Here is a 24,603-nt window from a genome sequence, read left to right as displayed (position 1 = left end):
AACCGGCCCCCTGTGCTCGTCGTACCCGGAGGTACAACCTAGGACACGGAGGTGCGATGGATCGGGTTCAGCTCGGACCGGCGAACCGGGTGACCGCGGTGCGCGCGGCTCTCGCGGTCGGCGTCGCCGCGCTCACCGTCCGCGGCCTCGCCGACCCGCTGTCCGGGCACCTCACGGCGGCGCTGGTGGCGCTCAGCGCGGTGGCCCTGGCGCTCGATGCCGTCGACGGGTACGTCGCCCGCCGCACCGGTACGGCGAGCGCGTTCGGCGCCCGTTTCGACATGGAGACCGACGCCTTCCTGATCGCCGTGCTCAGCGTGCACGTGGCCCCCCAGGTCGGCTGGTGGGTGCTCGCTATCGGCGCGATGCGCTACGCGTACGTCCTCGCCGGATGGGTGCTGCCGTGGCTGCGCCGCCCGACCCCGCCGCGGTACTGGGCGAAGGTGGTCGCCGCGATCCAGGGCGTCGTGCTGACTGCCGCGGCGTCCACGCTGCTGCCCGATCCGGTGGTCCTCCTGGCCGTCGGCGCCGCCCTCGCGCTGCTCGTGGAGTCCTTCGGCCACGACGTGGTGTGGCAGTGGCGGCATCGCCACGATCCCGCGCCCGTCGCCCCGCCACCGGCAGGACTGGTCACCGCGACCGCCGCCCTCGCCGTCTGGCTCGCGCTCGCGCCGCCCCACGTCGCCGACGGGATCGGCCCGGCCGACTTCGCCCGGATCCCGGTCGAGGGCCTGGTGCTGGCGGCGCTCGCCGTCGTGCTGCCGACCCGGGGCCGGCACGTGCTCGTCGTGGCGCTCGGGCTCGTGGTCACCGCGCTCGCCGTGCTCCGCGGGCTGGGCCTCGGCTTCGACGCCTACCTCGGCCGCCCGTTCCACGTGCTCGGCGACTGGTCCTACCTGCCCAAGGGGTACGAGGTCGTCCGCAACACCCGGGGCGGACTGCTCGCGACGCTCACGCTCGCGGGCGTGCTGGCGCTGGTGGCGGTACTGGCGGTCGTACTGACCTGGTCCGTCGGCCGGGTCGCCCGGGCCTCGGCCGCGCACCCGCGCCGGACGTGGCGCTCGGTGGCCGCGCTCGGCACGGTGTGGGTGGTCTGCGCCGCCTTCGGCTCCCCGGTCGACCATGTCGCCGCCGCGGGGTCCGCCGGGCTGGTCGTCGACACCGTCGACCAGGTCCGCGCCGACCGCCACGACACCGAGGTCTTCGCCCGTGAGCTCGCGACCGACGCGTACGCCGCCACGCCTGGCGACCGGCTGCTGCGGGGTCTGCAGGGCAAGGACGTGCTGCTGGTCTGGTTCGAGAGCTACGGCCGGATCGCGCTGGAGGGCAGCTGGTTCGCCCCCTCCGTCGTCGAGGTCCTCGCGCAGGGCAACCGTGACCTGGCCGCCGCCGGCTACCACTCCCGCAGCGCGTTCCTCACCTCGCCGACCTTCGGCGCCGGCAGCTGGCTGGCGCACGCGACCCTGCAGTCGGGCGCGTGGACGGACAGCGAGCGCCGCTACGGCCAGCTCCTGAGCAGTGACCGGCTCAGCCTCACCCGGGCCTTCGGCTCGGCTGGCTGGCGCACGGTGTTCGATGTACCGGCCAACACCCGCGACTGGCCCGAGGGCGCGGCGTACTACGGCTTCGACGAGCTCTACGACTCGCGCAATGTCGGCTACCGCGGGCCGGAGTTCGGGTACGCGCCGATGCCCGACCAGTACACGCTCGACCACCTCCGCCGCGTGGAGCTCACGCCCGGGACGCGGAAGCCGGTGTTCGCCGAGGTGGACCTGATCTCCAGCCACCACCCGTGGGCGCCGGTGCCGGAGCAGGTCCCGTGGTCCGAGGTCGGCGACGGATCGGTGTACGACGGCATGCCGGCGCGCGGCCGCGACGGCGTCGACGGCCGGCAGCACCCGCGTACGGCACAGTCGGACTACGCCGCGACGGTCCGCTACACGTGGCGCACCCTGATCTCGTTCCTGACCACCTATCCCGACCCGGACCGGGTGGTCGTCATCGTCGGCGACCACCAGCCGCACTCGTACGTCAGCGGTCGCGACCCCGGGCACGACGTGCCGATCACCGTGCTCGCGCAGGACCCGGCTGCCATCGCGCGGATCGACGGCTGGGGCTGGCAGCCCGGCATCCTGCCCTCCCCCGGCGCGCCGGTGTGGCGGATGGACACGGTGCGCGACAGGTTCCTGTCGGCGTACGCCGAGTGAACCGGATGCCCTTCTCCAGCGTGTTCCCCTCAAACGAGCGTGAGGAGCGCGCGATGGGCATCCGAGTGATCGGTGCATTGGCGGCCGTGGTGACCGCGGCGGTGCACCTGTACCTGTGGTTCGACGGCGTGCGTGACCAGGGCACGGTCGGGCAGCTGTTCGTGGTGAACGTGGTGGCGGGCGCGGTGATCGCGGTGCTCGTGGTCGCCTGGCGCAGCTGGGTCCCGCTGCTCCTGCTGGCCGGCCTCGGCGCCACGACCCTGCTGGCGTTCGTCATCGCCACGACCAGCGGGCTGTTCGGCATCCACACGACGTGGGACACCTGGTACGCGTGGCTGGCCGCGATCTCCGAGATCCTGGCGGTCGTGGTGGCGCTCGCCGCGGCGTCGGCGGAGGGCTGGTTCAGCTCGCTGCGATCACCGCGCCAGGCGAAGGACTGAGTAGCCCGACGCCGTACGGACCTCGACCGACGCGATGTCGCCGGGAGGCACGTCCGTCGCCATGGTGACGTGCACCTCCTGGCCGTCTGCCGTGCGCCAGGTGCCGACCTGCTCGGTCCGTCCGTCGGTCGCGGTCACCACGAGGACGTACGTCGCCGGGCCGGACACCGGCCCCTCGTAGGTGCAGGTCAGGTCGATCTGCGTGCCCCACCGGCGCTGGGTCAGAGAGACCCAGCCGGAGGACGGCGTGCCGAGTGCCTCCATCCGCTGGGCGGCGGCGACCTGCTGCTGGGGCGGGGGGTCCTCGCCCAGGGTGGTGCCGATCCCGACCGCGAGCAGCACCAGCAGCACGGCGGCCGCGGCCACGAACGAGCCGACGGCGACGCGGCGCCGGCCCCTGACCCGGCGTACCTCCGCCGCCATCGCCGGCAGCAGGGTCGCGGGCACCGGCTCGGCCGGCTGCAGCTGCTCGACAGTCTCCAGCTGGACGCGCCCCAGCAGGCCGGGGATCCCGGCCAGGTCGCGCAGGGCGCGGGTGCACTCGGCGCAGCCGGGCAGGTGCCGCTCGTAGGCCGCCCGCTCCCCCGCCGCCAGCGCGCCGAGGACGTAGACGCCGTCGAGGTGGGCGAACTCGCAGGTCGTGCCGGGGTGGGTCATGACGCCACCCCCGTCTCCTCGAGGATCAGCCGCAGCGCGCGCAGGGCGTAGTGGGTGCGTGACTTCACGGTTCCTTCCGGGATCTCGAGGCGGCGGGCGGCCTCGGCCACCGACCGGCCCCGGTAGTAGCACTCGACGAGCACGGCGCGGTGGTCGTCGGACAGCTGGCGCAGGGCGTCGGCGACGACCCACGACAACAGCAGCTCGTCGGTCCGGTCGTCGGTCACCTCGGCGAGCGGCGGCTCGGCCGTCGCGAACTCCCGGGCGCCGCGCCGCGACCGCCACTCGTCGATCACGATGTTGCGGGCGACCGTGAACAGCCACGAGCGCACCGACCCGCGGGACTCGGTCAGCACCGCGGCGTTGCGCCAGGCGCGCAGCATCGTCTCCTGCGCGACGTCCTCCGCCCGGGCCCGGTCGTTGCCGGTCAGGTGCAGGCAGAAGCCCCACAGGGCCGCCGCGTGGTCGTCGTACAGCAGCCGCATGGCTGTGGCCCGGTCCTCGGTCATCCGCACCTCCCGGCCGGGGATACGACGAGGCGGTCCGGTCGGTTCAATGCGCGCGGGGGGAGGACCACCCCGGCGATGCGCGCCGGCCCGGCTCCCCGCCGTACGCGGTCCATGCCTGCAGACTAGGGTTGCCCGGTGCGACTGGCCACCTGGAACGTCAACTCCCTGCGCACGCGGATCGACCGCGTGGAAGCCTTCCTCGACCGCCACGACATCGACGTGCTCGCCGTCCAGGAGACCAAGGCCCGCGAGGAGCAGCTGCCGCTGATGGGCCTGCAGGCGCGAGGCTACGAGATCGCCGCCCACGGCCTCAACCAGTGGAACGGCGTCGCGATCCTGAGCCGGGTCGGCCTCGACGACATCACGGTCGGCTTCCCCGAGCAGCCCGGCTTCGGCGAGGCGCTGGAGGTCGAGGCCCGGGCGCTCGGCGCGACCTGCGGCGGCGTACGGGTGTGGAGCCTGTACGTCCCCAACGGCCGCAAGCCCGACGACCCGCACTACGTCTACAAGCTGGACTGGCTCTCCCGGCTGCGCGCTGCGTCGGAGTCATGGCTGGACACGCCGACCGCCCTGGTCGGCGACTGGAACATCTGCCCCACCGACGATGACGTCTTCGACGTCACCCAGTTCAAGAACTCCACCCACGTCACGCCCGCCGAGCGCACCGCCTTCCAGGCCTTCCTCGACGGCGGCTGGTCCGAGGTCACCCGCTCCTACGCCCCCGGCTACACCTACTGGGACTACTACCGTCAGCGCTTCGAGCGCGACCGCGGCCTCAAGATCGACTTCGTCCTCGGCTCCGCGTCCCTCGCCGAGCGGGTCACCGGTGCGTTCATCGACCGCGAGGAGCGCGACCCCGCCGTCTTCCCGGGTGCCCCCTCCGACCACGCGCCGGTGGTCGTCGACCTGGCGGACTGAGCGCGGGTCGGCCGCTTGTAACTAAGGGTTACGTCACGATTTCGGGGGTCAGAGCACCCCGGTAGTAGCCACAGCACCCGGGTAGCTGAATCGATGGGGTTCGCGGCGTCAGCAACACCACGAACGTGTGACGCGATCATCCACCCGGGTGCTGTGGCTACCACCCGGGCGTTGTTGCACCGGAATTCGCGCAGTAACCCTTAGTTACAAGGGCTACAGCCCCTGCCAGGCCGGCTTGGCGTCGTACACCTCGCGGTAGTGGTCCCGCCGAGTCAGCCCCGTCTCTGCAGGACCGTCGCACAACACCGTGACGTGCGGGTGCAGCTGCAGCACCGAGGCGGGGCACGAGGCGGAGACCGGGCCCTCGACGGCGGCGGCGAGCGCGGCCGCCTTGGCGGCGCCGGTGGCGAGGAGCAGCAGGTGGCGGGCGCGCAGGATGGTGCCGAGGCCCTGGGTGAGCACGTGGCGCGGGACCTCGTCGATCGAGCCGAAGAAGCGGGCGTTGTCGCGCCGGGTCTCCTCGGTCAGCGTCTTGAGGCGGGTCAGCGAGGCGAGCGAGGAGCCGGGCTCGTTGAAGGCCAGGTGGCCGTCGGAGCCGATGCCGAGGATCTGTACGTCGACGCCGCCCGCGGCGACCAGCGCCTCCTCGTAGCGAGCACCAGCGGTCGGCAGCCCGGCCAGCTCGGGCGAGGGCCCCTGCACGCGGTCGGCCGGGATGCCGAGCGGGTCGGTGAGCTCGCGGGCGATGGTGGCGCGGTAGCTCTCGGGGTGCCCGGCCGGGAGGCCGACGTACTCGTCGAGGGTGAAGCACCGCACTCCGTCGTACGACGGCCCGAGGCCCGCGTCGTACCGGCGGATCAGCTCCCGGTACGTCGGCAGCGGGGTCGACCCCGTCGCCAGCCCGAGCACGGCACCGCCCGCGCGGACCGCCGCCTCGACCACGTCCGCGCCCAGCGCGGCGACCTCGTCGGCCGAGGCCAGCGGCACGACCTCCATCAGCCCTCTCCCTCCAGCACTCCCAGCGATCCGTGCAGCAGCCGGCCGCCCACGATGGTGGCGACCACCTCCAGGTCGTCGTCGACGAGGGTCAGGTCGCCGCGCGCACTGGTGTGCAGCCGCCCGCGCGAGGCGTCGCCGACCAGGTCGGCGGCGACGGTCGTGCAGCACCCGACGACGTCGGCCAGCGACCACCCGGTTGCCGATCGCAGCACCCGCAGGCACTCCGGCAGCGAGGCGGCCGAGCCGGCGAGGGTGCCGTCCTCGAGCCGCACCGTCCCCTTCCGTACGACGACCGCCTGGTCCCCGAGCCGGGACGGCCCCTCCGGCATGCCGAGCGCGGCCGTGCAGTCCGTGACGGCCAGCAGCCGCGACGGGCCGAGCGCGCGGGCCCAGGCGGCGAGGGTGGTCGGGTGCAGGTGGTGGCCGTCGGCGATCACGCCCGCCACCAGCCGTGGGTCCGCCAGGCCGGCTCCCACCGGCCCCGGCGCGCGGCTGGCCATCGCGGGCATCGCGTTGCCGAGGTGCGTCAGCGACCGGGCGCCGCGCTCGACGGCCGCGGCCACCTGCTCGGCACTCGCCTCGGTGTGCCCGACCGCGACCAGCACACCGGCCGAGACCAGCGTCGAGATCACGTCGAGCGCGCCCCGCAGCTCGGGCGCGATGGTCACCATCGTCACGCCCGCCGAGCGCGACCAGTCCGCCACGACCTCCGGGGACGGCGGGACCAGCCAGGCAGCCGGGTGCGCGCCCTTGCGGGCCGGCGCGATCATCGGCCCCTCGAAGTGCAGGCCGAGCGGCCACGCTCCCGTCCAGCCCTCGGGCGGCCCCGCGGCGAGCGTCTCCAGCGCCACCGACCGGGCAGCGGGCGAGGAGGTGATGATCGTCGGCAGGAACGCGGTCACGCCGTACCTCGGCAGCGCCGCCGCCACCTCCCACAGCCGCGTCGGCTCGAGGGTGAGGTCGATGCCGGCCGCGCCGTTGACCTGGAGGTCGATGAGCCCGGGCAGGACGTGCAGTCCACTGGCGTCGTACGCCGGCCCGTCCGCGGGCCCGGACGCCATCACGCCGTCCACGATCGTCACCGCGACCGATCCCCCGACCACCCGCAGCGAGCCGGTCACGACGCCCCCAGCAGAGCGGCGCCGAGGGCGGCCACCGGCCGGTCGAGCGGCGCCAGCCGCAGCCGCCCGGCGAGGTCGAGCGAGCGCAGGAAGGGCGACGCCGCGGCCTGCTCGGCCAGCGCGACCGCGACCGCGACCCGCAGCCGCTCGCCCACCTGCGCGACCCCGCCACCGAGCACGACGACCGCGGGGTCGACGGTCAACGCGACCAGGCGTACGGCGTCCGCGACCCGGGCCGCGAACCGGTCCCGCACCACCGCGGCCTCCACCGAGCCGGCAGCCGCGGCGTCGAACAGTGCCTGCGCCGCGGGCTGCCCGTGGCCCGGCCACAGGGCGGCGATCGCCGAGCCGGAGGCGACCGTCTCGAGGCAGCCGACCTGACCGCACTCACAGCGCGGGCCCGCCGGGTCGACGGGGATGTGTCCGATCTCGCCGGCCGCGTTGCGCGATCCCCGCCGCAGTGCGCCGTCGAGGACCAGGGCCGCGGCGAGGCCGGTGCCGAGGCTGAGGTACCCGAGGTCGGTCTCCCCCAGTAGCGCCGCGGCGCCGAGGGCGGCGGCGTTGGCGTCGTTGTCGAGCACGATCCGGGCGCCGGTGGCCGCGGCGAGCCGTTCGCCGAAGGGGTACCCGTCGACCACGCCGAGGTTCACCGCGTGCCGCACGGTGCCGTGCCCGACGTCCACCAGGCCAGGGATCCCGACCCCGACCACGCCCGTCCCGAGCCCGCCGGCGGCCGCCCGCAGCTTCTCGACCACCTCGGTCGCCGTAGCGACCACCTGGTCGCCGCCGGTCGGGCTGGTGACCCGCACGGACGCGAGCACCTCGCCCTCCGCCGACGCCACGACCCCGAGGATCTTGGTGGCCCCGATGTCCAGACCCATGAGCACGCCGCTCACCTGCTCCAACCCGCCTCTCGAAGAAGTCCCCCCACCGCCGCGATCGACGGCTGCCCGTTGCCGCGGGTGCAGATCCGCGCGTGCGACGCGTCCTCCCACCCGATCCGGGGGCCGGGCCAGCCCCACTCGACCACGACCAGCGGCCCCGGGTGCGCGGCCAGCGCGGCCGCCACCTCGGGTCGCCGGTGCGCATCCCTGACCTGTACGACGACCGGCCCGGACGGCAGCGCCGCCCCGGCGTCGACGACCACGTCGGGCGACAGTCCCCATCGCCCCGCACCGACCGCGATGTTCGCCTCGGTCTCCACGCTCACGACGCGAGCGCCGGCCAGGTCCGGCAGCTGACCCTCGATCTCGCACGCCTGCCGGGCCGCCGCCACCAGGGCCTCGGGCTCCGGCAGCACCCCGGGCACGCCGCCGGCACGCCGGATCCGCCCCGCCCGCGCCGCGGCCTCGACCAACCGGGCGGCGGGCAGCCGCCCGGACTCGACCGCGGCCACGACCGCCGCCTGGACCTCGCGCACCAGGGACGCGGGCTTGTCGGGACCGATGCAGAGCAGGTCGCAGCCGGCGGCGAGCGCGCGCACCGCCGCCTCGGGGATCCCGCGGCCGGCAGAGGCCCCCGCCATGTCGAGCGCGTCGCTGACGATCGCGCCGTCGTAGCCCAGGTCGTCGCGCAGCAACGACAGCACCGGCGCAGACAACGTCGCCGGGAGGTCGGCATCCACCGCCGGGAAGAGGATGTGCGAGGTCATCACGGATGCCGCACCGGCCTCGACCGCGGCCGCGAAGGGCACCAGCTCCCGCCCCCGCACCAGCGATGCCTCAGCAGGGAGGACCGGCAGGGTCAGGTGACTGTCCTGACCGGTGTCGCCGTGCCCGGGGAAGTGCTTCACGCAGGCCGCGACACCGGCCTCCTGCAGCCCCGACACCCACGCGACCACGTGCCGCGCCACCAGCACCGGGTCAGCACCGAAGCTGCGGGTGCCGATCACCGGGTTGTCGGGGTTGCTGTTGACGTCGGCGACCGGGCCGAGGGCGAGGTCGATCCCGACGGACGCGAGCTCCGCGCCGACCGCGAGGCCGACCGACCGGGTCAACGCCACCGAGTCCACGGCGCCCAGCACCGCCGCGCCGGGCACCGGGCTCGCCGTGCGCGTGTGCAGGCGGGTGACGTCGCCGCCCTCCTCGTCCGTGGCGACCAGCGCCGACGGCCGGCAGCCCCGGATCTCCCGCACCAGCTCGGCGACGGAGTCGAGGGTGCCGGTCAGGTTGGAGCCGAACAGGCAGGTCCCGCCGAGACCCTCCTCCAGCAGCCGCGCCCACTCCTCGGTGAGCGCCGGGCCCGCGAAGGACGCCAGCTGCACCTCGAGCGCGAGGCGCTCGACACCGGCATTCATCCCTTCACCGCGCCCGCGGTCAGGCCGGTCACCATCCGGCGCTGGACCAGCAGGAAGAACACGATGACCGGGATCGTGATCAGCGTCGACGAGGCCATGATCGCGCCCCAGTCGACGCCGCGGCTGCGCGCGTCGGTGAACGCCACCAGCCACACCGGCAGCGTCTTGCTGCCCGGGTCGGTCATCACGACCACGGCGAGCGTGAACTCGTTCCAGGCCTGGATGAAGCCGAAGACGCCGGTGGCCACCAGGCCCGGCGCGAGCAGCGGCAGGGTCACCCGGAAGAACGCCCCCGTGCGCGAGCAGCCGTCCATCATGGCGGCCTCCTCGAGCTCGCGCGGCACCCCGTCGACGAACCCGCGCAGGGTCCACACGGTGAACGGCAGCACGCCCGCGACGTACACCAGCGTCAGGCCGACCACCGAGTTGAGCAGGCCCATCCCGTCGAGCATCTTGTACTGGCTGATGAACAGCGCCTCGGCCGGGATCATCTGGATGAGCAGCAGCGTGAGGATGAAGGTACGCCGCCCGCGGAACCGGAACCTGCTCACGGCGACCGCCGCCAGGAAGGCGAACAGGATCGCCACGACCACGGTCAGCAGGGTGACGCTGAGGCTGGTCACCATCGCGTCGCCGAAGCCGTCGTTCCCGAGGACCTTGCGATAGTTGGCGAGGGTCCCGTGCCACGGGAACAGCACCGGGTCCTCGCCCTTGATTCGGTTGCGCGGCAGGAACGAGCGACTGACCATCCAGTAGACCGGGAACACGCAGGCGAGCAGGACCAGGATGCCGACCAGGTCGGCGCCGATCCGCACCGCTATGGGCGTACGGCGAGCCATCAGTCGTCCTCCTGCTTGATCATCAGCCGGACGTACGGCGCGGTCAGCACGACCGTCAGCACGAGCATGAACATCGCTGCGGCCGCGGCCGTGCCGAAGTCCCCACCCTTGATGCCGAGCGTGTAGATGTAGGTGCCCAGCAGGTTGGTGTCGGTGCTGACCCCGCCGGCCTTCTGGAGGGTGTAGATCTGGGTGAACACCCGCAGGTCCCAGATCACCTGCAGCAGGACGACGACCAGCAGCACCGGCCGGATCGCCGGAAGCACGACGTGGACGAACCGCTGCCACGGCGTGGCGCCGTCGATCTCGGCGGCCTCGACCACGTCCTCGGGGACCTGGGTCAGCGCGGCGTACAGCGTGAACACGACGAAAGGCACGCTCATCCAGACGACGATGATCGTGGCGACCAGGAAGAACGACCACGGGTCGAGCAGCCAGCCGTGGCCCTCGAAGTCGCCGCCCGCCTTGGTGAGCAGCCAGTTGACGACGCCGTACTCGGTGTCGAACAGGAACTGCCACACGGTCATCGCCGCCACGACCGGCATCGCCCACGCCAGCAGGAGCCCGCACTGGGCGAGGATCCGCACCGACCGGCTCATCCGCGCCATCAGCAGCGCCAGGCCCAGCCCGATCGCGAAGGTGAGGCCGGCGTTTACGAAGCAGAACGCGATCGTGCGGAGCACGACGACCCACAGCTGGCTGTCGGTCAGCAGGTCGACATAGTTGTCCAGGCCGTTCCAGGCCGGCGGCCGGCCGAACTGCTGGGCCAGCCCGAACTCCTGCAGCGACAGCACCACCTGGCGCACCAGCGGGTAGCCGAGCGCGAGGGCCAGCAGCGTGGCCGCGGGAAGCACGAGGCCCAGCGGGAGGCTGGTACGACGAGCGGCGGGGCGGGGCACGACATTCCTCTCGGGGGCAGGGGCGGACGGCACGGTGTCCGGCCGACTGGGGGCCGGCCGGACACCGTCGATCATGTCGCTCAGTTGAGCTCGGCGTCGATCTGCTCGTCAGCGGCGGCCGCTAGCTTCTTCACGTCGCCGCCCTGCGCGATCTTGCTGTAGAGGTCCTCGAGCACGAACTTGCCCTCGACGGTGGCCCAGTTGGCGGCCGGCGGGGTGAGCTTGGCGTTCGACGCGGCCGCGATGGTGGCCTGGGCGAACTCGTCGTCGCCGAGCTTGGCGGCGTACGACTCCCGGGCCGGAGTGAGGCCGGCCTCGGCGAGGATCGTCTGGTAGTCCTCGCTCAGCATCAGCGAGACGACGTCGCGCGAGAGGTCCTGGTTGGGCGACTTCGCGGAGATCGCGATGTTGGAGCCGCCCAGGAGCACCGGAGCGGGCTCGCCGTCACTGCCCGGGAGGGCGAAGACGCCGACCTGCTCGGCGAGGTCGGGGCAGCCGCTCTCGGGATCGGTGAGCATCCCCTCGACCCAGCCGGGGCGCGACATCATGCCGATCTTGCCGGCGCAGAAGGGAGTGACCGGGTCGGACTCGTTGGCGTCGGCAGGAGCACCGGAGGCCGAAGCGTAGAGGTCCTGGAAGGTCTCCAGGCCCTTGATCGAGTCCGGCGTGGACAGCGTCGCCTTCCAGCCGTCCCCGTCGGGCTCGGCGAAGTCGCCGCCGGCGTCCCACAGGAACGCCGCGCCGTCGCGCCAGTCCTTGCCGGGCAGCCAGTAGCCCGAGAAGTCGGCCTGTCCGCTGTCCTGCTTGAGCTTCTTCGCAGCGGCGATGAAGTCGGCCATCGTCGCCGGGACCTCGGTGATGCCGGCCTTCTCGAAGAGGTCCTTGCGGTAGAAGACGTACGTCGAGCCCGCGTAGTAGGGCACCGCATAGGTCTTGCCGTCGACCGATCCGGCCTCGACGAAGCCGGGCAGCAGGTCGTCGCCGCCGAGATCGGGGAGGTCGCCGCTGAGGTCGCTGAACGCGCCCACGGTGGTGAACGTGGCGGCCTGGGTGTTGCCGACCTCGACCACGTCGGGGGTCTGGTCGGCGGAGGTGAGCGCGGTGGTGAGCCGCTCGACGAGGCCCTCCCACTCCTGCTGCTCGATCGTGAGGGTGGAGCCGGGGTGCTCCTTCTCGAAGGTCTCCTTGAGCCACGTCCGGGCGGAGTCCGGGGTGTCGGCGCCGTTGAGCCACACCGTGATCTCGGCCTTGTCGGGGCCGCCGCCGGCGTCCTCCTTGTCGGAGCCGCAGGCACTGGTCACGCCCAGCAGGGCGGTGATGGCTGCGACGGCCACGCTCTTCGTGGCCAGGGTCTTGTTGAGTCGCACCGCTAGTTTCCCTTCGATCTTCCTCATGGTTCAGGACACCCCCAGCTCGCCGGCGAGCACCACGCCCGTGGCTCCGGCGAGCACGCCGTCGTCGCCGAGGGACGACGTACGGACGACGAACTGCTGGGCCGACACCGGCATCACCCGGTCCCGGACCGCTTGCTCGGCCACGCGGGCCAGCGGCTCGACCAGGTCGGCCGGTCCGCTGAGCACCACCTCGCCGAGGTTGAGCGTGGCCACGACCGGCGCGAGCGCCTGGCCGAGGCGGGCGCCCGCGTCGGCGAGCACCGCGTCGACACCGGTACCCGCGGCAGAGGCGGCGGCGAGCTCGCGCCGCAGCCGGGGTACGGCGAGGTAGGTCTCCAGGCAGCCCGGCCGGCCGCAGCCGCACAGCGGGCCGTCCGGGTCGACCTGGACGTGGCCGATCTCGCCGGCGGCCCCGCCCTGCCCGTGCAGCAGAGCGCCGTTGATCACCAGGCCGGCACCGAGACCGGTGCTGAGCCGGAGGAGCAGCAGTCCGCCCTCGCCGCGACTGCCGAACACGAACTCCCCCATCACGGCGGTGTTCGCGTCGTTGGCGACGTAGACCGGCAGGTCCAGCCTGGCTGCCAGGTCGTCGGCCAGGTGCAGGTCGTGCCAGCCGAGGTTGGGCGCGTCGAGGACGACGCCCTCGGGCGTGACCACGCCGGGCGTCGCGACCGCGACCCCGAGCAGCGGGCGGCTGCTCCGCGCGATCAGGTCGGCGGCGAACTCCCGCACCAGCGCCACCGCGTCGGCACCGGTGCGCCCCTCACGCGGCCGGGCGTCGCGGAGCACGACCTGGCCCTCGAGGGTGAGGACCGCGCCGGCCACCTGGTCGTCGACGGACAGGTCGATGGCGACCACGTGCTTGGCGTCGGCGACCAGCCCGACCAGTGTCGGCGGCTTGCCCACGCGGCTCTCGCTCGGCGTACCGAGCTCCTCGACCAGGCCCTCACCCAGCAGCTCGGCGACCAGGTCGGACACCGTGACCCGGGTCAGACCGCTGCTGCGGGCCAGGTCCGCACGACTGGCCGGGCCGGCCGCGAACAGCTCCTGGAGCAGCATCGAGCGGTGGTGGCGACGGGAGTCGGCACGGTCGAGCTTGATCCGCTCTCGGGGCGACCGGGAGGTCGGGCTGCGCCAGGACATGTTTGTTAGTTCAGCACACTTACATATACCCTCGCAAGGGCAGAATGCGATCCAGGTCACAGTGATTCGCACGGACCCAGTCGAGGAGCAGCGATGGCCAGCATCACCTTCGAGGGCGCGCAGCGGTGGTACGCCGGCGCGGACGCCCCCGCCGTACCCGGCATCGACCTCGTGGTCGAGGGCGGCGAGTTCCTCGTCCTGGTCGGGCCCTCGGGCTGCGGCAAGACCACCACCCTACGGATGCTCGCGGGCCTCGAGGAGGTCGACGCGGGCCGGATCCTGATCGGCGAGCGCGACGTCACCCGGCTCGCTCCCAAGGACCGCGACATCGCGATGGTCTTCCAGAGCTATGCGCTCTACCCCCACAAGACGGTGCGCGAGAACCTCGGCTTCGCGCTCAAGATCGCCAAGGTCGAGCGCGCGGAGCGCGAGCGCCGGGTCGCCGACGCGGCCGCCCTGCTCGGCCTCACCGACCTGCTCGACCGCAAGCCCAAGCAGCTCTCCGGCGGCCAGCGGCAGCGGGTGGCGATGGGCCGCGCGATCGTCCGCTCCCCCCAGGTGTTCTGCATGGACGAGCCGCTGTCCAACCTCGACGCCAAGATGCGGGTGCAGACCCGCAGCGACATCGCCCGGCTGCAGCGCGAGCTCGGCGTCACCACCGTCTACGTCACCCACGACCAGGTCGAGGCGATGACCATGGGCGACCGGGTGGCCGTGATGGACGGAGGCGAGATCCAGCAGGTCGACGCACCCCTCGCGCTCTACGACCGTCCCGCCAACCTGTTCGTCGCCGGCTTCATCGGCTCGCCGCAGATGAACCTGATGAGCGCCAAGCCCGGCGGTGACGACGGCCTCACGATCGGCGGGTACGCCGTCCCCCTCGACCCGCGCACCCGCGCCGCCCTCACCCCCGAGGTGACCGTCGGCGTGCGTCCCGAGGCCTGGCAGCTCGTCGAGCCCGGCGCGGGCATCCCGGTCCGGGTCAGCCTGGTCGAGGAGCTCGGCTCGGACGGCTTCGCCCACGGCACCGCCGACCTCGGCGACGGCACCGCCGACCTCGCCGTACGACTCCCCTCGCGCGGGCACGTCGGGCCCGACGACGTGCTCCACGTCGCGGTCCCCGCGGGCGCGGCGCACGTCTTCGACACGGTCAGCGGACGACGCCTCAGTCCCTGATTCCGTCGGAGGGATGTCCTAGCGTGGAGGGGTGAGCAGCGCGACGCGCCAGCAGCACCGGACCCTGTGGGAGGAGGGCCATCGTCCCGGCCGGGAGGTGGCCTCGCTGGTGGTCGCTCTCCTGCTCAGCGCGACCGTGCTCGACCTGGTGCTCTCCGAGGGACTCGGGCTGTTCTTCGACCTGGCGTTCGTGTCGCTGTGCGTGGGCGCCGCGCTCGCCGTCCGACCGCTCGACTTCTTCCTGGTCGGCGTGCTGCCGCCGCTGGCGATGGCCTTGGTCGTGCTGCTGCTCGCCATCAGCGACCGCGACAGCATCGCCCGCGCCGACGACGGTCTGGTCCAGGCCGTGCTGGCCGGGCTCTCGCGCCACGGCATCGCCCTCGCGCTCGGCTATGCCGCCTGCCTGGGCCTGCTCGCGCTGCGCCGCTCGTTCGTCGAGCGGCACCCACGCTGAGCCTGCATGCACCGATTTGCGGCGAGCGGAGCGTCACCAGATGGGTGTGATGGCAAGGCGTCCGGCGCGAAGCCAGACTGGGCGTCTGTCGAGCGTCGGCAACGCAGCCAGCGCGCCCATGTGGGGGCGCTCCGCCGCTGGAAATCGGTGAATGCAGGCTGAGCGCCGGTCAGAACCGGTCCGGGTCCCCCGCGCCGCGCCGGATCACCTCGGGGTAGCCCTCGGACCAGTCGACGACGGTGGTCGGCTCGGGCTTGACCTCGCCGGCCTCGACGACGATGTCGACCTCGTGGTCGAGGTCCTCCTTGATCTCCCAGCCCATGGTCCGCGGCTCGGTCTCGCCGGGCAGGATCAGCGTGGAGCTGAGCAGCGGCTCACCGAGCTCCTCGAGCAGTGCCTGCACGAAGGTGTTCTCGGGGATGCGTACGCCGACGGTCTTCTTCTTCGGGTGCAGCAGCCGCTTCGGCACCTCGGGCATCGCGGTCAGGATGAACGTGTAGGGCCCCGGGGTCGCCGATCGGATCGCCCGGAACGCGGAGTTGTCGACGTGGACCAGCTGGCCGAGCTGCGAGAAGTCGCGGCACATCAGGGTGAAGTGGTGCTTGTCGTCGAGGCCGCGGATCTTGAGGATCCGGTCGCGGCCCTCGCGGTTTCCGATCCGGCAGCCCAGCGCGTAGCCGGAGTCGGTCGGGTACGCGATCAGCGCGTCGTCCTGCAGCGCGGCGACGATCTGCTGCAGAGTGCGCGGCTGCGGGTTGTCCGGGTGGACGTCGAGGTAGCGGGCCATGCTCAGAGCCGGACCGCGGTCTTGGTGCTGCGCCCGGCGGCCTTGAGGTCGCGGTGCAGCTCCTTGGGGAGCGAGAAGGCGAGGGTCTCCTCGGCCGTCTGCACCGCGCGGGCATCCGGGTAGCCGCGCTCGGCGAGATGGGCCAGGACCTCGGTGACGAGGTGGTCGGGGACCGAGGCGCCCGAGGTGACGCTGACCGTCGCGGCGCCGTCGAGCCAGGACTCGTCCAGCTCGGACACGTCGTCGATGCGGTACGACGCCTTGGCGCCGGCCTCGAGCGCGACCTCGACCAGGCGCACCGAGTTGGAGGAGTTGGCCGAGCCGACCACGATCACCAGGTCGGCGGCCGCGCCGATCTCCTTGACCGCGACCTGGCGGTTCTGGGTGGCGTAGCAGATGTCGTCGCTGGGCGGGTCCTCGAGCTGCGGGAACTTGGCCCGGAGGCGGCGTACGGTCTCCATGGTCTCGTCGACGCTCAGCGTGGTCTGCGAGAGCCAGGCGAGCTTCGCGTCGGCGGGGAACTCCAGCTTCGCGACGTCGTCGGGGTGCTCGACCAGGACGGTCTGCTCGGGCGCCTCGCCCGCAGTGCCCTCGACCTCCTCGTGGCCAGCATGCCCGATGAGCAGGATGGTGTAGCCGTCGGCGGCGAAGCGGACCGCCTCGCGGTGCACCTTGGTCACCAGCGGGCAGGTCGCGTCGATGGTCTTCAGGTCGCGCTCGGCGGCCTCGCTCACGACGGCCGGGGAGACACCGTGGGCGGAGAACACCACCCGGGCCCCCGCCGGGACCTCCTCGAGCTCCTCGACGAAGATCGCGCCGCGGGCCTCGAGGTTGGCCACGACGTGCTTGTTGTGGACGATCTGCTTGCGGACGTAGACGGGGGAGCCGTAGAGGTCCAGCGCCTGCTCGACGGTGACGACCGCGCGGTCGACGCCGGCGCAGTAGCCGCGGGGCGCCGCGAGCAGCACCTCGCGCTCGCTGTCCTCGAGCCGGCGCGGCGTTCCCAGGTCGATCGTCATGGCCCCCAGTCTACGGAGGCCGCGCCGACGACGGGAAAAGCACGACGGCCCGCCACCCTCGCGGGTGACGGGCCGTCGGAGAGCCTGGGCTCAGGCCTTGTCGGCGTCCTCGGCGGACTCCTCGGCGGGCGCCTCCTCGGCAGCCTCCTCGGTGACCTCCTCGGTGACCTCGGCCTCGGCCTCGGCCTCGGGGGCCTCGACCTCAGCGGCCTCGGTCTCCTCGACCTCGGTCACCTCGGCCTCGGGGGCCTCCTCGACCGGAGCGGCCGGAGCAGCCTTGGCAGTCTTGGGAGCGGCCGGCGTGAACGCCTCGGTGACCAGCTCGATGACCGCCATGGGGGCGTTGTCGCCCGCACGGTTGCCGATCTTGGTGATCCGGGTGTAGCCACCCGGACGGTCGGCGAAGGTCGGCGCGATGTCCGCGAACAGCGTGTGCACGACACCCTTGTCGCGGATGTCCTTGAGGACCTCGCGGCGCTGGTGCAGCGGGTTCTCGCCGGCGTGGGCCTTCTTCGCCTTGGTGATCAGCTTCTCGGCGTAGGGACGCAGCGTGCGCGCCTTGGCCTCGGTGGTCGTGATCCGGCCGTGCTCGAAGAGCGAGGTGGCCAGGTTCGACAGGATGAGGCGCTGGTGCGCGGCGCTACCGCCGAGGCGGGGGCCCTTCTTGGGCTTGGGCATTGCTTCTCTCGATTCTCCCCGGCCGTGTCAGGTACCGGGGTAGGTGTGTCCCGGACGGGACGGATCAGATCAGAACTCCTCGGACTCGATGAACGACTCGTCGTCGTCCTCGTCGTCCGAGTAGTTGGCCAGGGCGGCCGACGGGTCGAAGCCCGGGGCACTGTCCTTGAGGGACAGACCCATCTCGTGGAGCTTGGCCTTGACCTCGTCGATGGACTTCGCACCGAAGTTGCGGATGTCCAGCAGGTCCTGCTCCGAGCGGCTGATGAGCTCACCCACGGTGTGGATGCCCTCGCGCTTGAGGCAGTTGTAGGACCGCACGGTCAGCTGGAGGTCCTCGACCGGGAGGGCGAGGTCCGCGGCGAGCTGCTCGTCGACGGGCGAGGGGCCGATGTCGATGCCCTCGGCCTCGACGTTGAGCTCGCGGGCCAGGCCGAAGAGCTCGACCAGCGTCTTGCCGGCCGACGCGATGGCGTCGCGGGGCAGGATCGACGGCTTGGTCTCGACGTCGATGACGAGCTTGTCGAAGTCGGTGCGCTGCTCGACACGGGTGGCCTCGACCTTGTAGGTCACCTTGAGGACCGGGCTGTAGATCGAGTCGACCGGGATCCGGCCGATCTCGTTGTCGGCGCCCTTGTTCTGGACGGCCGAGACGTAGCCGCGGCCCCGCTCCACGACGAGCTCGAGCTCGAGCTTGCCGTTGTCGGAGAGGGTGGCGATCTTCAGGTCGGGGTTGTGGACCTCGACGCCGGCCGGCGGCGCGATGTCGGCACCCGTGACGTCACCGGCACCCGACTTGCGCAGGTACATGGTGACCGGCTCGTCGTGCTCGGAGGAGACGACGAGGCCCTTGAGGTTGAGGATGATCTCGGTGACGTCTTCCTTGACGCCCTCGATGGTCGAGAACTCGTGGAGGACGCCGTCGATCTTGATGCTCGTGACCGAGGCACCGGGGATCGAGGAGAGGAGGGTACGACGCAGCGAGTTGCCGAGCGTGTAGCCGAAGCCGGGCTCGAGGGGCTCGATGACGAAGCGCGACCGGAACTGGTCGACGGTCTCCTCCGACAGGGTGGGGCGCTGTGCGATGAGCACTTGTTTCGTTCCTTTCCGGGCCGACCGCTATATGAGGACCCAGACGTGGTGCGGATGGAGAAGAGGGTCTGCGGGATGACGCGTGCCCGCCCCGGCTCCTCACGTGGTGAAGGTGGACCGGGACGGGCTCGCGATCACTTCTTGGAGTAGTACTCCACGATGAGCTGCTCCTGGATCGGCATGTCGATCTGCTCGCGCACGGGGACCTGGTGGACCAGGACGCGCATGCGGTTCGGGAGCGCCTCGAGCCAGGCCGGCACGATCCGCTCGCCGTGGGTCTCGCGAGCCACGATGAACGGGGTCATCTCGAGCGACTTCTCGCGCACGTCGATGATGTCGTACTGGGTGACCTGGAACGACGGGATGTCGACCTTCTTGCCGTTGACCAGGAAGTGACCGTGGGTCACCAGCTGGCGGGCGTGGCGGCGCGTGCGGGCGAAGCCGGCACGGTAGACCACGTTGTCGAGACGGCACTCGAGGAGCTGGAGCAGGTTGTCGCCGGTCTTGCCCTGGCGACGCGCAGCCTCCTCGTAGTAGCGGTGGAACTGCTTCTCCAGCACGCCGTAGGTGAAGCGGGCCTTCTGCTTCTCCTGCAGCTGGTTGCGGTACTCGCTCTCCTTGACCCGCGCGCGGCCGTGCTGGCCCGGGGGGTAGGGGCGCTTCTCGAAGGCAGCGTCGCCGCCGACGAGGTCGACGCCGAGACGGCGCGACTTCTTGGTCAGGGGTCCGGTGTAACGGGCCATTGAAGTTCTCCTTTAAGTCTTTTCCGGTGGTTGAGGAGGTCGCGCAGCGACCGTCTCGAAACCCTCAGACGCGACGGCGCTTCGGCGGGCGGCAGCCGTTGTGCGGGGCGGGGGTCACGTCCTGGATGGTGCCGACCTCGAGGCCGATCGCACCCAGCGAACGGATCGCCGTCTCGCGGCCCGAGCCCGGGCCCTTGACGAAGACGTCGATCTTCTTCATGCCGTGCTCCATCGCCCGACGGCCAGCGGCCTCGGCGGCCATCTGAGCGGCGTACGGGGTGGACTTGCGGGAGCCCTTGAAGCCGACGGTGCCGGCAGAGGCCCACGAGATCACCGCACCGGTCGGGTCGGTGATCGTGACGATCGTGTTGTTGAACGTGCTCTTGATGTGGGCCTCGCCCTGAGCGACGTTCTTCTTCTCCTTGCGGCGCACCTTCTTGGCGCCCGCGCGAGCCTTGGGAGGCATGCGTTATCTCCTTGAGAAAGCTGGTCGTGAGGCAGTGTCGAGCCGGAGGCTCAGATCACTTGGCCTTCTTCTTGCCGGCAACCGTGCGCTTCGGGCCCTTGCGGGTGCGAGCGTTGGTCTTGGTGCGCTGACCGCGGACCGGAAGGCCCATACGGTGACGGCGACCCTGGTAGCTGCCGATCTCGATCTTGCGGCGGATGTCGGCCTGAACCTCGCGACGGAGGTCACCCTCGATCTTGAAGTTCGCCTCGATCTCGTCGCGGAGCTTGACCAGCTCCTCGTCACCCAGCTCGTGCACGCGGAGGTCCGGGCTGACGCCGGTGGCCTCCAGCAGCTGCTGGGCGCGGGTACGGCCGATGCCGTAGATGTAGGTGAGAGCGACCTCGATGCGCTTGTCGCGCGGCAGGTCCACTCCGACGAGGCGAGCCATGACGGCTCCTTTCGAACAGTTGCGGTGGTGTGGTCGTGATGCGTCCGGGCGGTTCGTTCGTTGCACCCAGCTCCGGCCATCCGCACCGGAGGTGGTTCGCCGTCGTGCGACGGCTAAGCGATCACGTTGATGAGTTATTCAGTTGTGTCTCGAGACGGTCGCTGCGCGACCTCCTCGACAACCAGCCGGGCTCAGCCCTGGCGCTGCTTGTGGCGCGGGTTCTCGCAGATCACCATGACGCGGCCGTGGCGACGGATCACCTTGCACTTGTCACAGATCGGCTTCACGCTCGGGTTGACCTTCATGTCAGCCCTTTCTTGCTAGTGGCGGAACAGGTGAGCGGTGGCTCACTTGTAGCGGTAGACGATCCGGCCGCGCGAGAGGTCGTACGGCGAGAGCTCCACCACCACGCGGTCCTCAGGGAGGATCCGGATGTAGTGCTGGCGCATCTTGCCGCTGATGTGAGCCAGGACCTTGTGGCCGTTGCTCAGCTCGACGCGGAACATGGCGTTCGGAAGGGCCTCCACGACGGAGCCCTCCATCTCGATGACGCCTTCTTTCTTCGCCATGTCTCACAATCTGCTCGGGGATGTTGTGTCTACCGGTGGTCCGGGAACCTCTCGTCCGCCCTCGGGCGACCGAGTGGACCTCGTGGGCCGTGCACCACACACAGAACCCACGTTGGACCGACACGCCAGTCTATGTGCTGGCGACAACGAACTCCCAATTGACGCGGCTCAGCCGGTCGGGACGGCGTAGGCGTCGGCGATCCGGGCGGCGGTGTCGACCAGTCGCGCCCGGTCGAGTGTGAGCCCGCCCCCGGTGGCGCCGGCCGAGACGAGGACGTGCAGGCCGTCGTCGCCGGTGAGGGAGACCAGGTCGACCTGCACCTGGGTCCCGGGGTCCTCCGTGACGACCATCCGGGCCGGGGCACCGCCGGGCAGCGCGGTCTCCTCGACCGTCGGCGCCGGGTCGCGGTCCGCGAACACCTGGTTGGCCGCGACGTCGAGGTCGCCGTCGGCGCCGGTCAGCGGCGCCCACTCCACCACGAGGAGGGTGTCGCCGAGGTCGGTGGCCGAGCACGACGTACCGCCGTCGTCGGTGGGGTCCGCCTCGACCTGCAGGGGTACGCCGAGCCACTCCCCCAGGTCGGCGTCGCTCACCCGCTCGCAGCCGAAGGCGGCGGTCGGCGAGGCCGTCGGCGTCGGTGTGGCCGAGGGCCGCGACGGCGGCTCGTCGTCGGCGGAGCAGCCTGTAACGCCGAGGACCGCGAACGCGAGGGCGGCGGCGAGACTGGCCTCAGCGCGCACGACCGGCCCCGTCGTCACCGTCGTCGGCGGCCAGCCGGGCCACCTCGGCGGCCAGGCCCCGGCCCTGCGCGGCCATCGCCGTGAACAGCAACCGGGTCCCGCCGTCGTGGTCCGACGGGCGGACCCACACGTCGGTCCAGGTCAGTCGGCCCTCGTGCACCCGGCGGTGCAGGGAGCGCAGCACCAGCGGCGCGTCCTCGGCACCGGCGATCGCTTCGAAGAGCGCGACGGTCGTCGGGTCGATGCCCTCGGCGAGGCGGCGCTCCTCACCCTCGGCGGCGAGGTCGTCGACGACGTCGAGGACCTCGGTGAGGCGCCGGTCGACGTCGACCGACGCGAGGTCGAGCAGGCTCGCGCCGCGCTCGTCGGGCGGCGGCGCAGAGGCGTCGTAGTGCCCGGTCATCGGCTCGGCAGGGGGTCGTCGTTGGTGGTCGTGGTGATCATCCAGCCCGGGGCGCCGTTCTCGGGAGTCCAGCCGGGCGGCCGCCCCTGCCCCGGCCCGTTGTTGGTCGGGTCGCAGTCCGGGTCGTAGTAGGGCTCGGTGTAGTCGGAGTCCTCGACCAGGTCTCCGGACGCGGAGTCGAGGTTCTCCTCGGCCGCGCCGCCGTCCTTGCCGAAGTCGGGAAGGATGTCCTCGATCTTCTCCCGGATCTTCGCCGGGTCGATGTCGGGGGCCCCGCCCAGCGGCGTGCCGAGGTCGACCGACGGGAGGGCCTGGACGAAGTCGAGGATCTCCTTGAACGCCTTGATCCGCTCGCCCTGGGTGCGGCACCACTCCTCGACGGCGTCCTTGAGGTCGAAGCAGGCGTTGATCGTGTTGATGACGTACTCCACGTCGTCGATGACCTCGGTGATCGCGCCCAGCCCCTTGTCGATGAGGTCCTGGGCGAGCGACAGGGCGCCCCACCAGCCGCGACCCCAGCGCGCCAGCTTGGTGGAGAGCCGGAGCAGCCGCTCGCCGAGCTCGACCAGCGCCTTCTCGACCCGGATCGCGATCTTCTCGGAGATCCGGGCGACGTAGTCGAAGACGACCGAGCCCTTGGACACCACCCCGCCCATGCCCCGCACCGCGAGGTCGTACAGGCCGAGCTGCGCACCCATCGTGACGCCGACCTCGCCACCGATCGTGAGCGCCTGGTTGAGGCCGATCACGCCGAAGTTGTGCCCCCAGGTCTTCATCGCCGTGCCGAAGGTCTGGCAGGCCTCGGCGTTCTGCTTGATCCGCAGGTAGTCCCCGGAGAGGGGGTAGACGACGTACTGGTCGAGGCTCGTGGTCGGCAGGGACGGGATCGGCCGGCCCAGGCCGACGCTGTCAGCCACACCGTTGACCCAGTCGATCGCCGAGTTGCACGCGTCGCGCACGGTGTCGAACGTCTCCGAGGCGGTGATGAACGCCGGGTCGTGGCCCTTGCCGCGGCTCTGCTCGGCCGGCGCGTCGAGCGGGAGCTCCTCCTCGATCGTCTTCCAGGTCATTTCGAGTCCACCAGGTCGAGGTAGGCCTGCAAGAACGCGTGCAGCTGCTGGCCGTCGGCGGTCTCGTAGTCCTTGGCCGACAGGGCGACCGCCGCCGTCAGGCTCTTCCACCGCTCCTGGAAGCCGGTCTTCACGTCGTCGATGACGCCGCTGCACTCCTTGAGCGCGTCGGAGATCGGCTTGAGCACGCTGACGCCGGTCAGCGGGATCTCGTACTCGAACGCCGTCGAGTTGAACACCTCGTCGGTCGCGTACGTCGCGACGTCCTCGATCTGACCGCCGACCGTGTCCATGTCGGTCAGCAGGCGCTGCATGAGCTCCCACTTGATCCACATGACGCCGATCTCCGCGGGTGTCTTCCCGCCCCCCATGTTCCGCTCCTGCCCGAGTCGATGTCGTCCGAGGACCAGCGTGACCGCGAGAGCCCGGTTCAAACCCCGGCAGTGGCCCCCAGGAGCTCGAGGGTACGCACCCGGGCCGGCGAGGTCCGCGGGTCGGTACCGCGGCGGGCGCCGGCGACCGGGTTCACCATCACCTCGTCGACGCCGTACGACGCCGCGAGGTCGGCCAGCTCGGCCCGGGCGCCAGCGGCGTCGCCGATCACCCAGCGCTGGCGCATGGCGTCGACCAGGCCCTCGTGGGCCTCGGGCAGTCCTGCCTCGACGATGGTCTCGGCGTCCTCGACGGTGCGCTGGGCGACCAGCGGCTGGCCGGTGCGCAGGGCGAGCATCTGCAGCAGCTGGGGCAGCGCCAGCCGCTGCGCGTCCTCGGCGGTGTCGGCGACCGACGCGTTGACGGTGAGGAAGGTGCGCGGCTCCGCCAGCTCCGGCGAGGGCTGGAAGGTCGAGCGGTAGAGCTCGAGCGCCTCCGCGGTGCCGGAACCGGAGAAGTGGTGGGCGAACACGTACGGCATGCCCTTGGCGGCAGCCAGGCGCGCGGAGTAGTCGGAGGAGCCGAGCAGCCAGATCTGCGGGACCGACTGCGCCGCCGGCGTCGCCCTGAGGACGTGCTGTGAGCCGCGCAGGGCCAGCCCGACCCCGGCCGGCTCCATCATGGCGAGCACGTTGTCGACGTACTCCGGGAAGTGGGTGACCGCCTCGTCGCTGACCCCGCCCGCGCCGTGGCGCAGCGCCCAGCTGGTCACCGGGTCGGTGCCGGGCGCGCGGCCGATGCCGAGGTCGATCCGGCCCGGGAAGGCCGCCTCGAGCAGCGCGAACTGCTCGGCGACCACCAGCGGTGCGTGGTTGGGCAGCATCACGCCGCCCGAGCCGACGCGGATCCGCTCGGTCGCAGACGCGACCAGGCCGATGACGACCGGCGGGTTGGTCGCCGCGACGGCCGGCATGTTGTGGTGCTCGGCGAGCCAGAAGCGGCGGTAGCCGAGCCCGTCGGCCGCGCGGGCCAGGTCCAGGGTCGCCGCGAGGGCGTCGCCGGTGGACTGGTCGCTGCGGACGGGGACGAGGTCGAGGACGGAGAGCGCGAGAGACATCACCCCTGACAAGGCTTTTCGGCCCTCGGTCATTCCCGATTGTGGGTCGGGATGGGCGCGGGGT

Annotated in this window: 29 protein-coding genes; 5 read left to right on the top strand and 24 right to left on the bottom strand. The window is 71.8% G+C overall.

Annotated elements, in window-relative coordinates; all coding sequences use genetic code 11:
* The first annotated feature begins 56 nt into the window (after nt 1-56).
* Together FBY23_RS07775 and FBY23_RS07770 are read left to right on the top strand one after the other, a co-directional pair.
* A complete protein-coding gene (locus FBY23_RS07775; protein WP_141797618.1) occupies nt 57-2,207 on the top strand; it encodes a CDP-alcohol phosphatidyltransferase family protein in 2,151 nt (716 codons plus the stop codon).
* A gap of 53 nt (nt 2,208-2,260) precedes the next feature.
* Nucleotides 2,261-2,647 carry a hypothetical protein gene (locus FBY23_RS07770; RefSeq protein ID WP_141797617.1) on the top strand — a complete coding sequence of 129 codons (387 nt, stop codon included), beginning with the start codon at nt 2,261-2,263 and terminating at the stop codon, nt 2,645-2,647.
* Here the strand turns inward: FBY23_RS07770 and FBY23_RS07765 are convergent.
* Nucleotides 2,624-3,304 carry an anti-sigma factor gene (locus FBY23_RS07765; RefSeq protein ID WP_141797616.1) on the bottom strand — a complete coding sequence of 227 codons (681 nt, stop codon included), beginning with the start codon at nt 3,302-3,304 and terminating at the stop codon, nt 2,624-2,626. The two genes, FBY23_RS07770 and FBY23_RS07765, sit on opposite strands and share 24 nt — an antisense overlap.
* Nucleotides 3,301-3,813, bottom strand: coding sequence for a sigma-70 family RNA polymerase sigma factor (locus FBY23_RS07760; protein WP_141797615.1), 513 nt, complete (start codon nt 3,811-3,813; stop codon nt 3,301-3,303). Before FBY23_RS07760 ends, FBY23_RS07765 begins: the two co-directional genes overlap by 4 nt.
* Nucleotides 3,814-3,948: 135 nt before the next feature.
* On the opposite strand from FBY23_RS07760, the gene FBY23_RS07755 reads away from it, so the two are divergent.
* Nucleotides 3,949-4,731 (top strand): exodeoxyribonuclease III, encoded by a 783-nt coding sequence (locus FBY23_RS07755; protein ID WP_141797614.1) that lies wholly within the window; start codon nt 3,949-3,951, stop codon nt 4,729-4,731.
* Between the two features lie 213 nt (nt 4,732-4,944).
* On the opposite strand, the gene FBY23_RS07750 is transcribed toward FBY23_RS07755, so the two are convergent.
* The 8 genes from FBY23_RS07750 to FBY23_RS07715 all read right to left on the bottom strand — a co-directional run bounded on the left by FBY23_RS07750 (nt 4,945) and on the right by FBY23_RS07715 (nt 13,422).
* Nucleotides 4,945-5,727 carry a glucosamine-6-phosphate deaminase gene (locus FBY23_RS07750; protein ID WP_141797613.1) on the bottom strand — a complete coding sequence of 261 codons (783 nt, stop codon included), beginning with the start codon at nt 5,725-5,727 and terminating at the stop codon, nt 4,945-4,947.
* The gene (gene nagA / locus FBY23_RS07745) at nt 5,727-6,851 is read right to left on the bottom strand and encodes an N-acetylglucosamine-6-phosphate deacetylase (RefSeq protein ID WP_260805817.1); all 1,125 of its coding nucleotides are present in this window, start codon (nt 6,849-6,851) and stop codon (nt 5,727-5,729) included. Before nagA ends, FBY23_RS07750 begins: the two co-directional genes overlap by 1 nt.
* Nucleotides 6,848-7,747 (bottom strand): ROK family protein, encoded by a 900-nt coding sequence (locus tag FBY23_RS07740; protein ID WP_260805816.1) that lies wholly within the window; start codon nt 7,745-7,747, stop codon nt 6,848-6,850. Before FBY23_RS07740 ends, nagA begins: the two co-directional genes overlap by 4 nt.
* Nucleotides 7,744-9,147: a glycoside hydrolase family 3 N-terminal domain-containing protein gene (locus tag FBY23_RS07735; protein WP_141797612.1), complete on the bottom strand. Its 1,404-nt coding sequence runs from the start codon at nt 9,145-9,147 to the stop codon at nt 7,744-7,746. Before FBY23_RS07735 ends, FBY23_RS07740 begins: the two co-directional genes overlap by 4 nt.
* Complete coding sequence (locus tag FBY23_RS07730) at nt 9,144-9,986, bottom strand: carbohydrate ABC transporter permease (RefSeq protein WP_141797611.1); 843 nt, start codon at nt 9,984-9,986, stop codon at nt 9,144-9,146. The genes FBY23_RS07735 and FBY23_RS07730 overlap by 4 nt, the downstream gene beginning before the upstream one ends.
* Nucleotides 9,986-10,885, bottom strand: a complete 900-nt coding sequence (locus tag FBY23_RS07725) for a carbohydrate ABC transporter permease (RefSeq protein ID WP_222117767.1) — start codon at nt 10,883-10,885, stop codon at nt 9,986-9,988. The genes FBY23_RS07730 and FBY23_RS07725 overlap by 1 nt, the downstream gene beginning before the upstream one ends.
* 80 nt (nt 10,886-10,965) lie before the next feature.
* Nucleotides 10,966-12,279: an extracellular solute-binding protein gene (locus FBY23_RS07720; RefSeq protein WP_141797609.1), complete on the bottom strand. Its 1,314-nt coding sequence runs from the start codon at nt 12,277-12,279 to the stop codon at nt 10,966-10,968.
* A 3-nt stretch (nt 12,280-12,282) separates the two neighbouring features.
* Nucleotides 12,283-13,422 carry an ROK family transcriptional regulator gene (locus FBY23_RS07715; RefSeq protein ID WP_141797608.1) on the bottom strand — a complete coding sequence of 380 codons (1,140 nt, stop codon included), beginning with the start codon at nt 13,420-13,422 and terminating at the stop codon, nt 12,283-12,285.
* A 93-nt stretch (nt 13,423-13,515) separates the two neighbouring features.
* On the opposite strand from FBY23_RS07715, the gene FBY23_RS07710 reads away from it, so the two are divergent.
* Together FBY23_RS07710 and FBY23_RS07705 are read left to right on the top strand one after the other, a co-directional pair.
* The gene (locus FBY23_RS07710; protein ID WP_141797607.1) at nt 13,516-14,598 is read left to right on the top strand and encodes an ABC transporter ATP-binding protein; all 1,083 of its coding nucleotides are present in this window, start codon (nt 13,516-13,518) and stop codon (nt 14,596-14,598) included.
* 31 nt (nt 14,599-14,629) lie between these two features.
* Entirely contained in the window at nt 14,630-15,052 is a 423-nt protein-coding gene (locus tag FBY23_RS07705) for a DUF6542 domain-containing protein (RefSeq protein WP_141797606.1), read from the top strand.
* 169 nt (nt 15,053-15,221) lie between these two features.
* Here FBY23_RS07705 and FBY23_RS07700 read toward each other — a convergent pair whose 3' ends face one another.
* The 14 genes from FBY23_RS07700 to FBY23_RS07635 all read right to left on the bottom strand — a co-directional run bounded on the left by FBY23_RS07700 (nt 15,222) and on the right by FBY23_RS07635 (nt 24,539).
* A complete protein-coding gene (locus FBY23_RS07700; RefSeq protein ID WP_141797605.1) occupies nt 15,222-15,839 on the bottom strand; it encodes an L-threonylcarbamoyladenylate synthase in 618 nt (205 codons plus the stop codon).
* A 2-nt stretch (nt 15,840-15,841) separates the two neighbouring features.
* On the bottom strand, nt 15,842-16,858 hold the full coding sequence (locus FBY23_RS07695; protein WP_141797604.1) for a 4-hydroxy-3-methylbut-2-enyl diphosphate reductase: 1,017 nt from the start codon (nt 16,856-16,858) through the stop codon (nt 15,842-15,844).
* 90 nt (nt 16,859-16,948) lie between these two features.
* Entirely contained in the window at nt 16,949-17,536 is a 588-nt protein-coding gene (rplQ, locus tag FBY23_RS07690) for a 50S ribosomal protein L17 (RefSeq protein WP_141797603.1), read from the bottom strand.
* Between the two features lie 69 nt (nt 17,537-17,605).
* Nucleotides 17,606-18,628: a DNA-directed RNA polymerase subunit alpha gene (locus tag FBY23_RS07685; RefSeq protein WP_141797602.1), complete on the bottom strand. Its 1,023-nt coding sequence runs from the start codon at nt 18,626-18,628 to the stop codon at nt 17,606-17,608.
* A gap of 134 nt (nt 18,629-18,762) precedes the next feature.
* Nucleotides 18,763-19,371, bottom strand: coding sequence for a 30S ribosomal protein S4 (gene rpsD, locus FBY23_RS07680; RefSeq protein WP_141797601.1), 609 nt, complete (start codon nt 19,369-19,371; stop codon nt 18,763-18,765).
* Nucleotides 19,372-19,435: 64 nt separating this feature from the next.
* A complete protein-coding gene (gene rpsK / locus FBY23_RS07675) occupies nt 19,436-19,837 on the bottom strand; it encodes a 30S ribosomal protein S11 (protein ID WP_038681087.1) in 402 nt (133 codons plus the stop codon).
* Between the two features lie 55 nt (nt 19,838-19,892).
* Nucleotides 19,893-20,267, bottom strand: a complete 375-nt coding sequence (gene rpsM, locus FBY23_RS07670; RefSeq protein ID WP_036547929.1) for a 30S ribosomal protein S13 — start codon at nt 20,265-20,267, stop codon at nt 19,893-19,895.
* A 191-nt stretch (nt 20,268-20,458) separates the two neighbouring features.
* On the bottom strand, nt 20,459-20,572 hold the full coding sequence (gene rpmJ, locus FBY23_RS07665) for a 50S ribosomal protein L36 (RefSeq protein WP_004008316.1): 114 nt from the start codon (nt 20,570-20,572) through the stop codon (nt 20,459-20,461).
* A gap of 42 nt (nt 20,573-20,614) precedes the next feature.
* Nucleotides 20,615-20,836 (bottom strand): translation initiation factor IF-1, encoded by a 222-nt coding sequence (gene infA / locus FBY23_RS07660; protein WP_028656368.1) that lies wholly within the window; start codon nt 20,834-20,836, stop codon nt 20,615-20,617.
* A 168-nt stretch (nt 20,837-21,004) separates the two neighbouring features.
* Nucleotides 21,005-21,577 carry a hypothetical protein gene (locus FBY23_RS07655; protein ID WP_141797600.1) on the bottom strand — a complete coding sequence of 191 codons (573 nt, stop codon included), beginning with the start codon at nt 21,575-21,577 and terminating at the stop codon, nt 21,005-21,007.
* Nucleotides 21,567-21,980: a hypothetical protein gene (locus FBY23_RS07650; protein ID WP_141797599.1), complete on the bottom strand. Its 414-nt coding sequence runs from the start codon at nt 21,978-21,980 to the stop codon at nt 21,567-21,569. Before FBY23_RS07650 ends, FBY23_RS07655 begins: the two co-directional genes overlap by 11 nt.
* Nucleotides 21,977-23,050: a hypothetical protein gene (locus FBY23_RS07645; protein WP_141797598.1), complete on the bottom strand. Its 1,074-nt coding sequence runs from the start codon at nt 23,048-23,050 to the stop codon at nt 21,977-21,979. Before FBY23_RS07645 ends, FBY23_RS07650 begins: the two co-directional genes overlap by 4 nt.
* Nucleotides 23,047-23,421 carry a hypothetical protein gene (locus FBY23_RS07640; protein ID WP_141797597.1) on the bottom strand — a complete coding sequence of 125 codons (375 nt, stop codon included), beginning with the start codon at nt 23,419-23,421 and terminating at the stop codon, nt 23,047-23,049. Before FBY23_RS07640 ends, FBY23_RS07645 begins: the two co-directional genes overlap by 4 nt.
* A gap of 59 nt (nt 23,422-23,480) precedes the next feature.
* Complete coding sequence (locus FBY23_RS07635; RefSeq protein WP_141797596.1) at nt 23,481-24,539, bottom strand: LLM class flavin-dependent oxidoreductase; 1,059 nt, start codon at nt 24,537-24,539, stop codon at nt 23,481-23,483.
* Nucleotides 24,540-24,603 lie beyond the last annotated feature (64 nt).

It is taken from the genome of Nocardioides sp. SLBN-35, assembly GCF_006715725.1.
Taxonomy (GTDB): domain Bacteria; phylum Actinomycetota; class Actinomycetes; order Propionibacteriales; family Nocardioidaceae; genus Nocardioides.
This window is presented reverse-complemented; position numbering and strand designations above follow the sequence as displayed.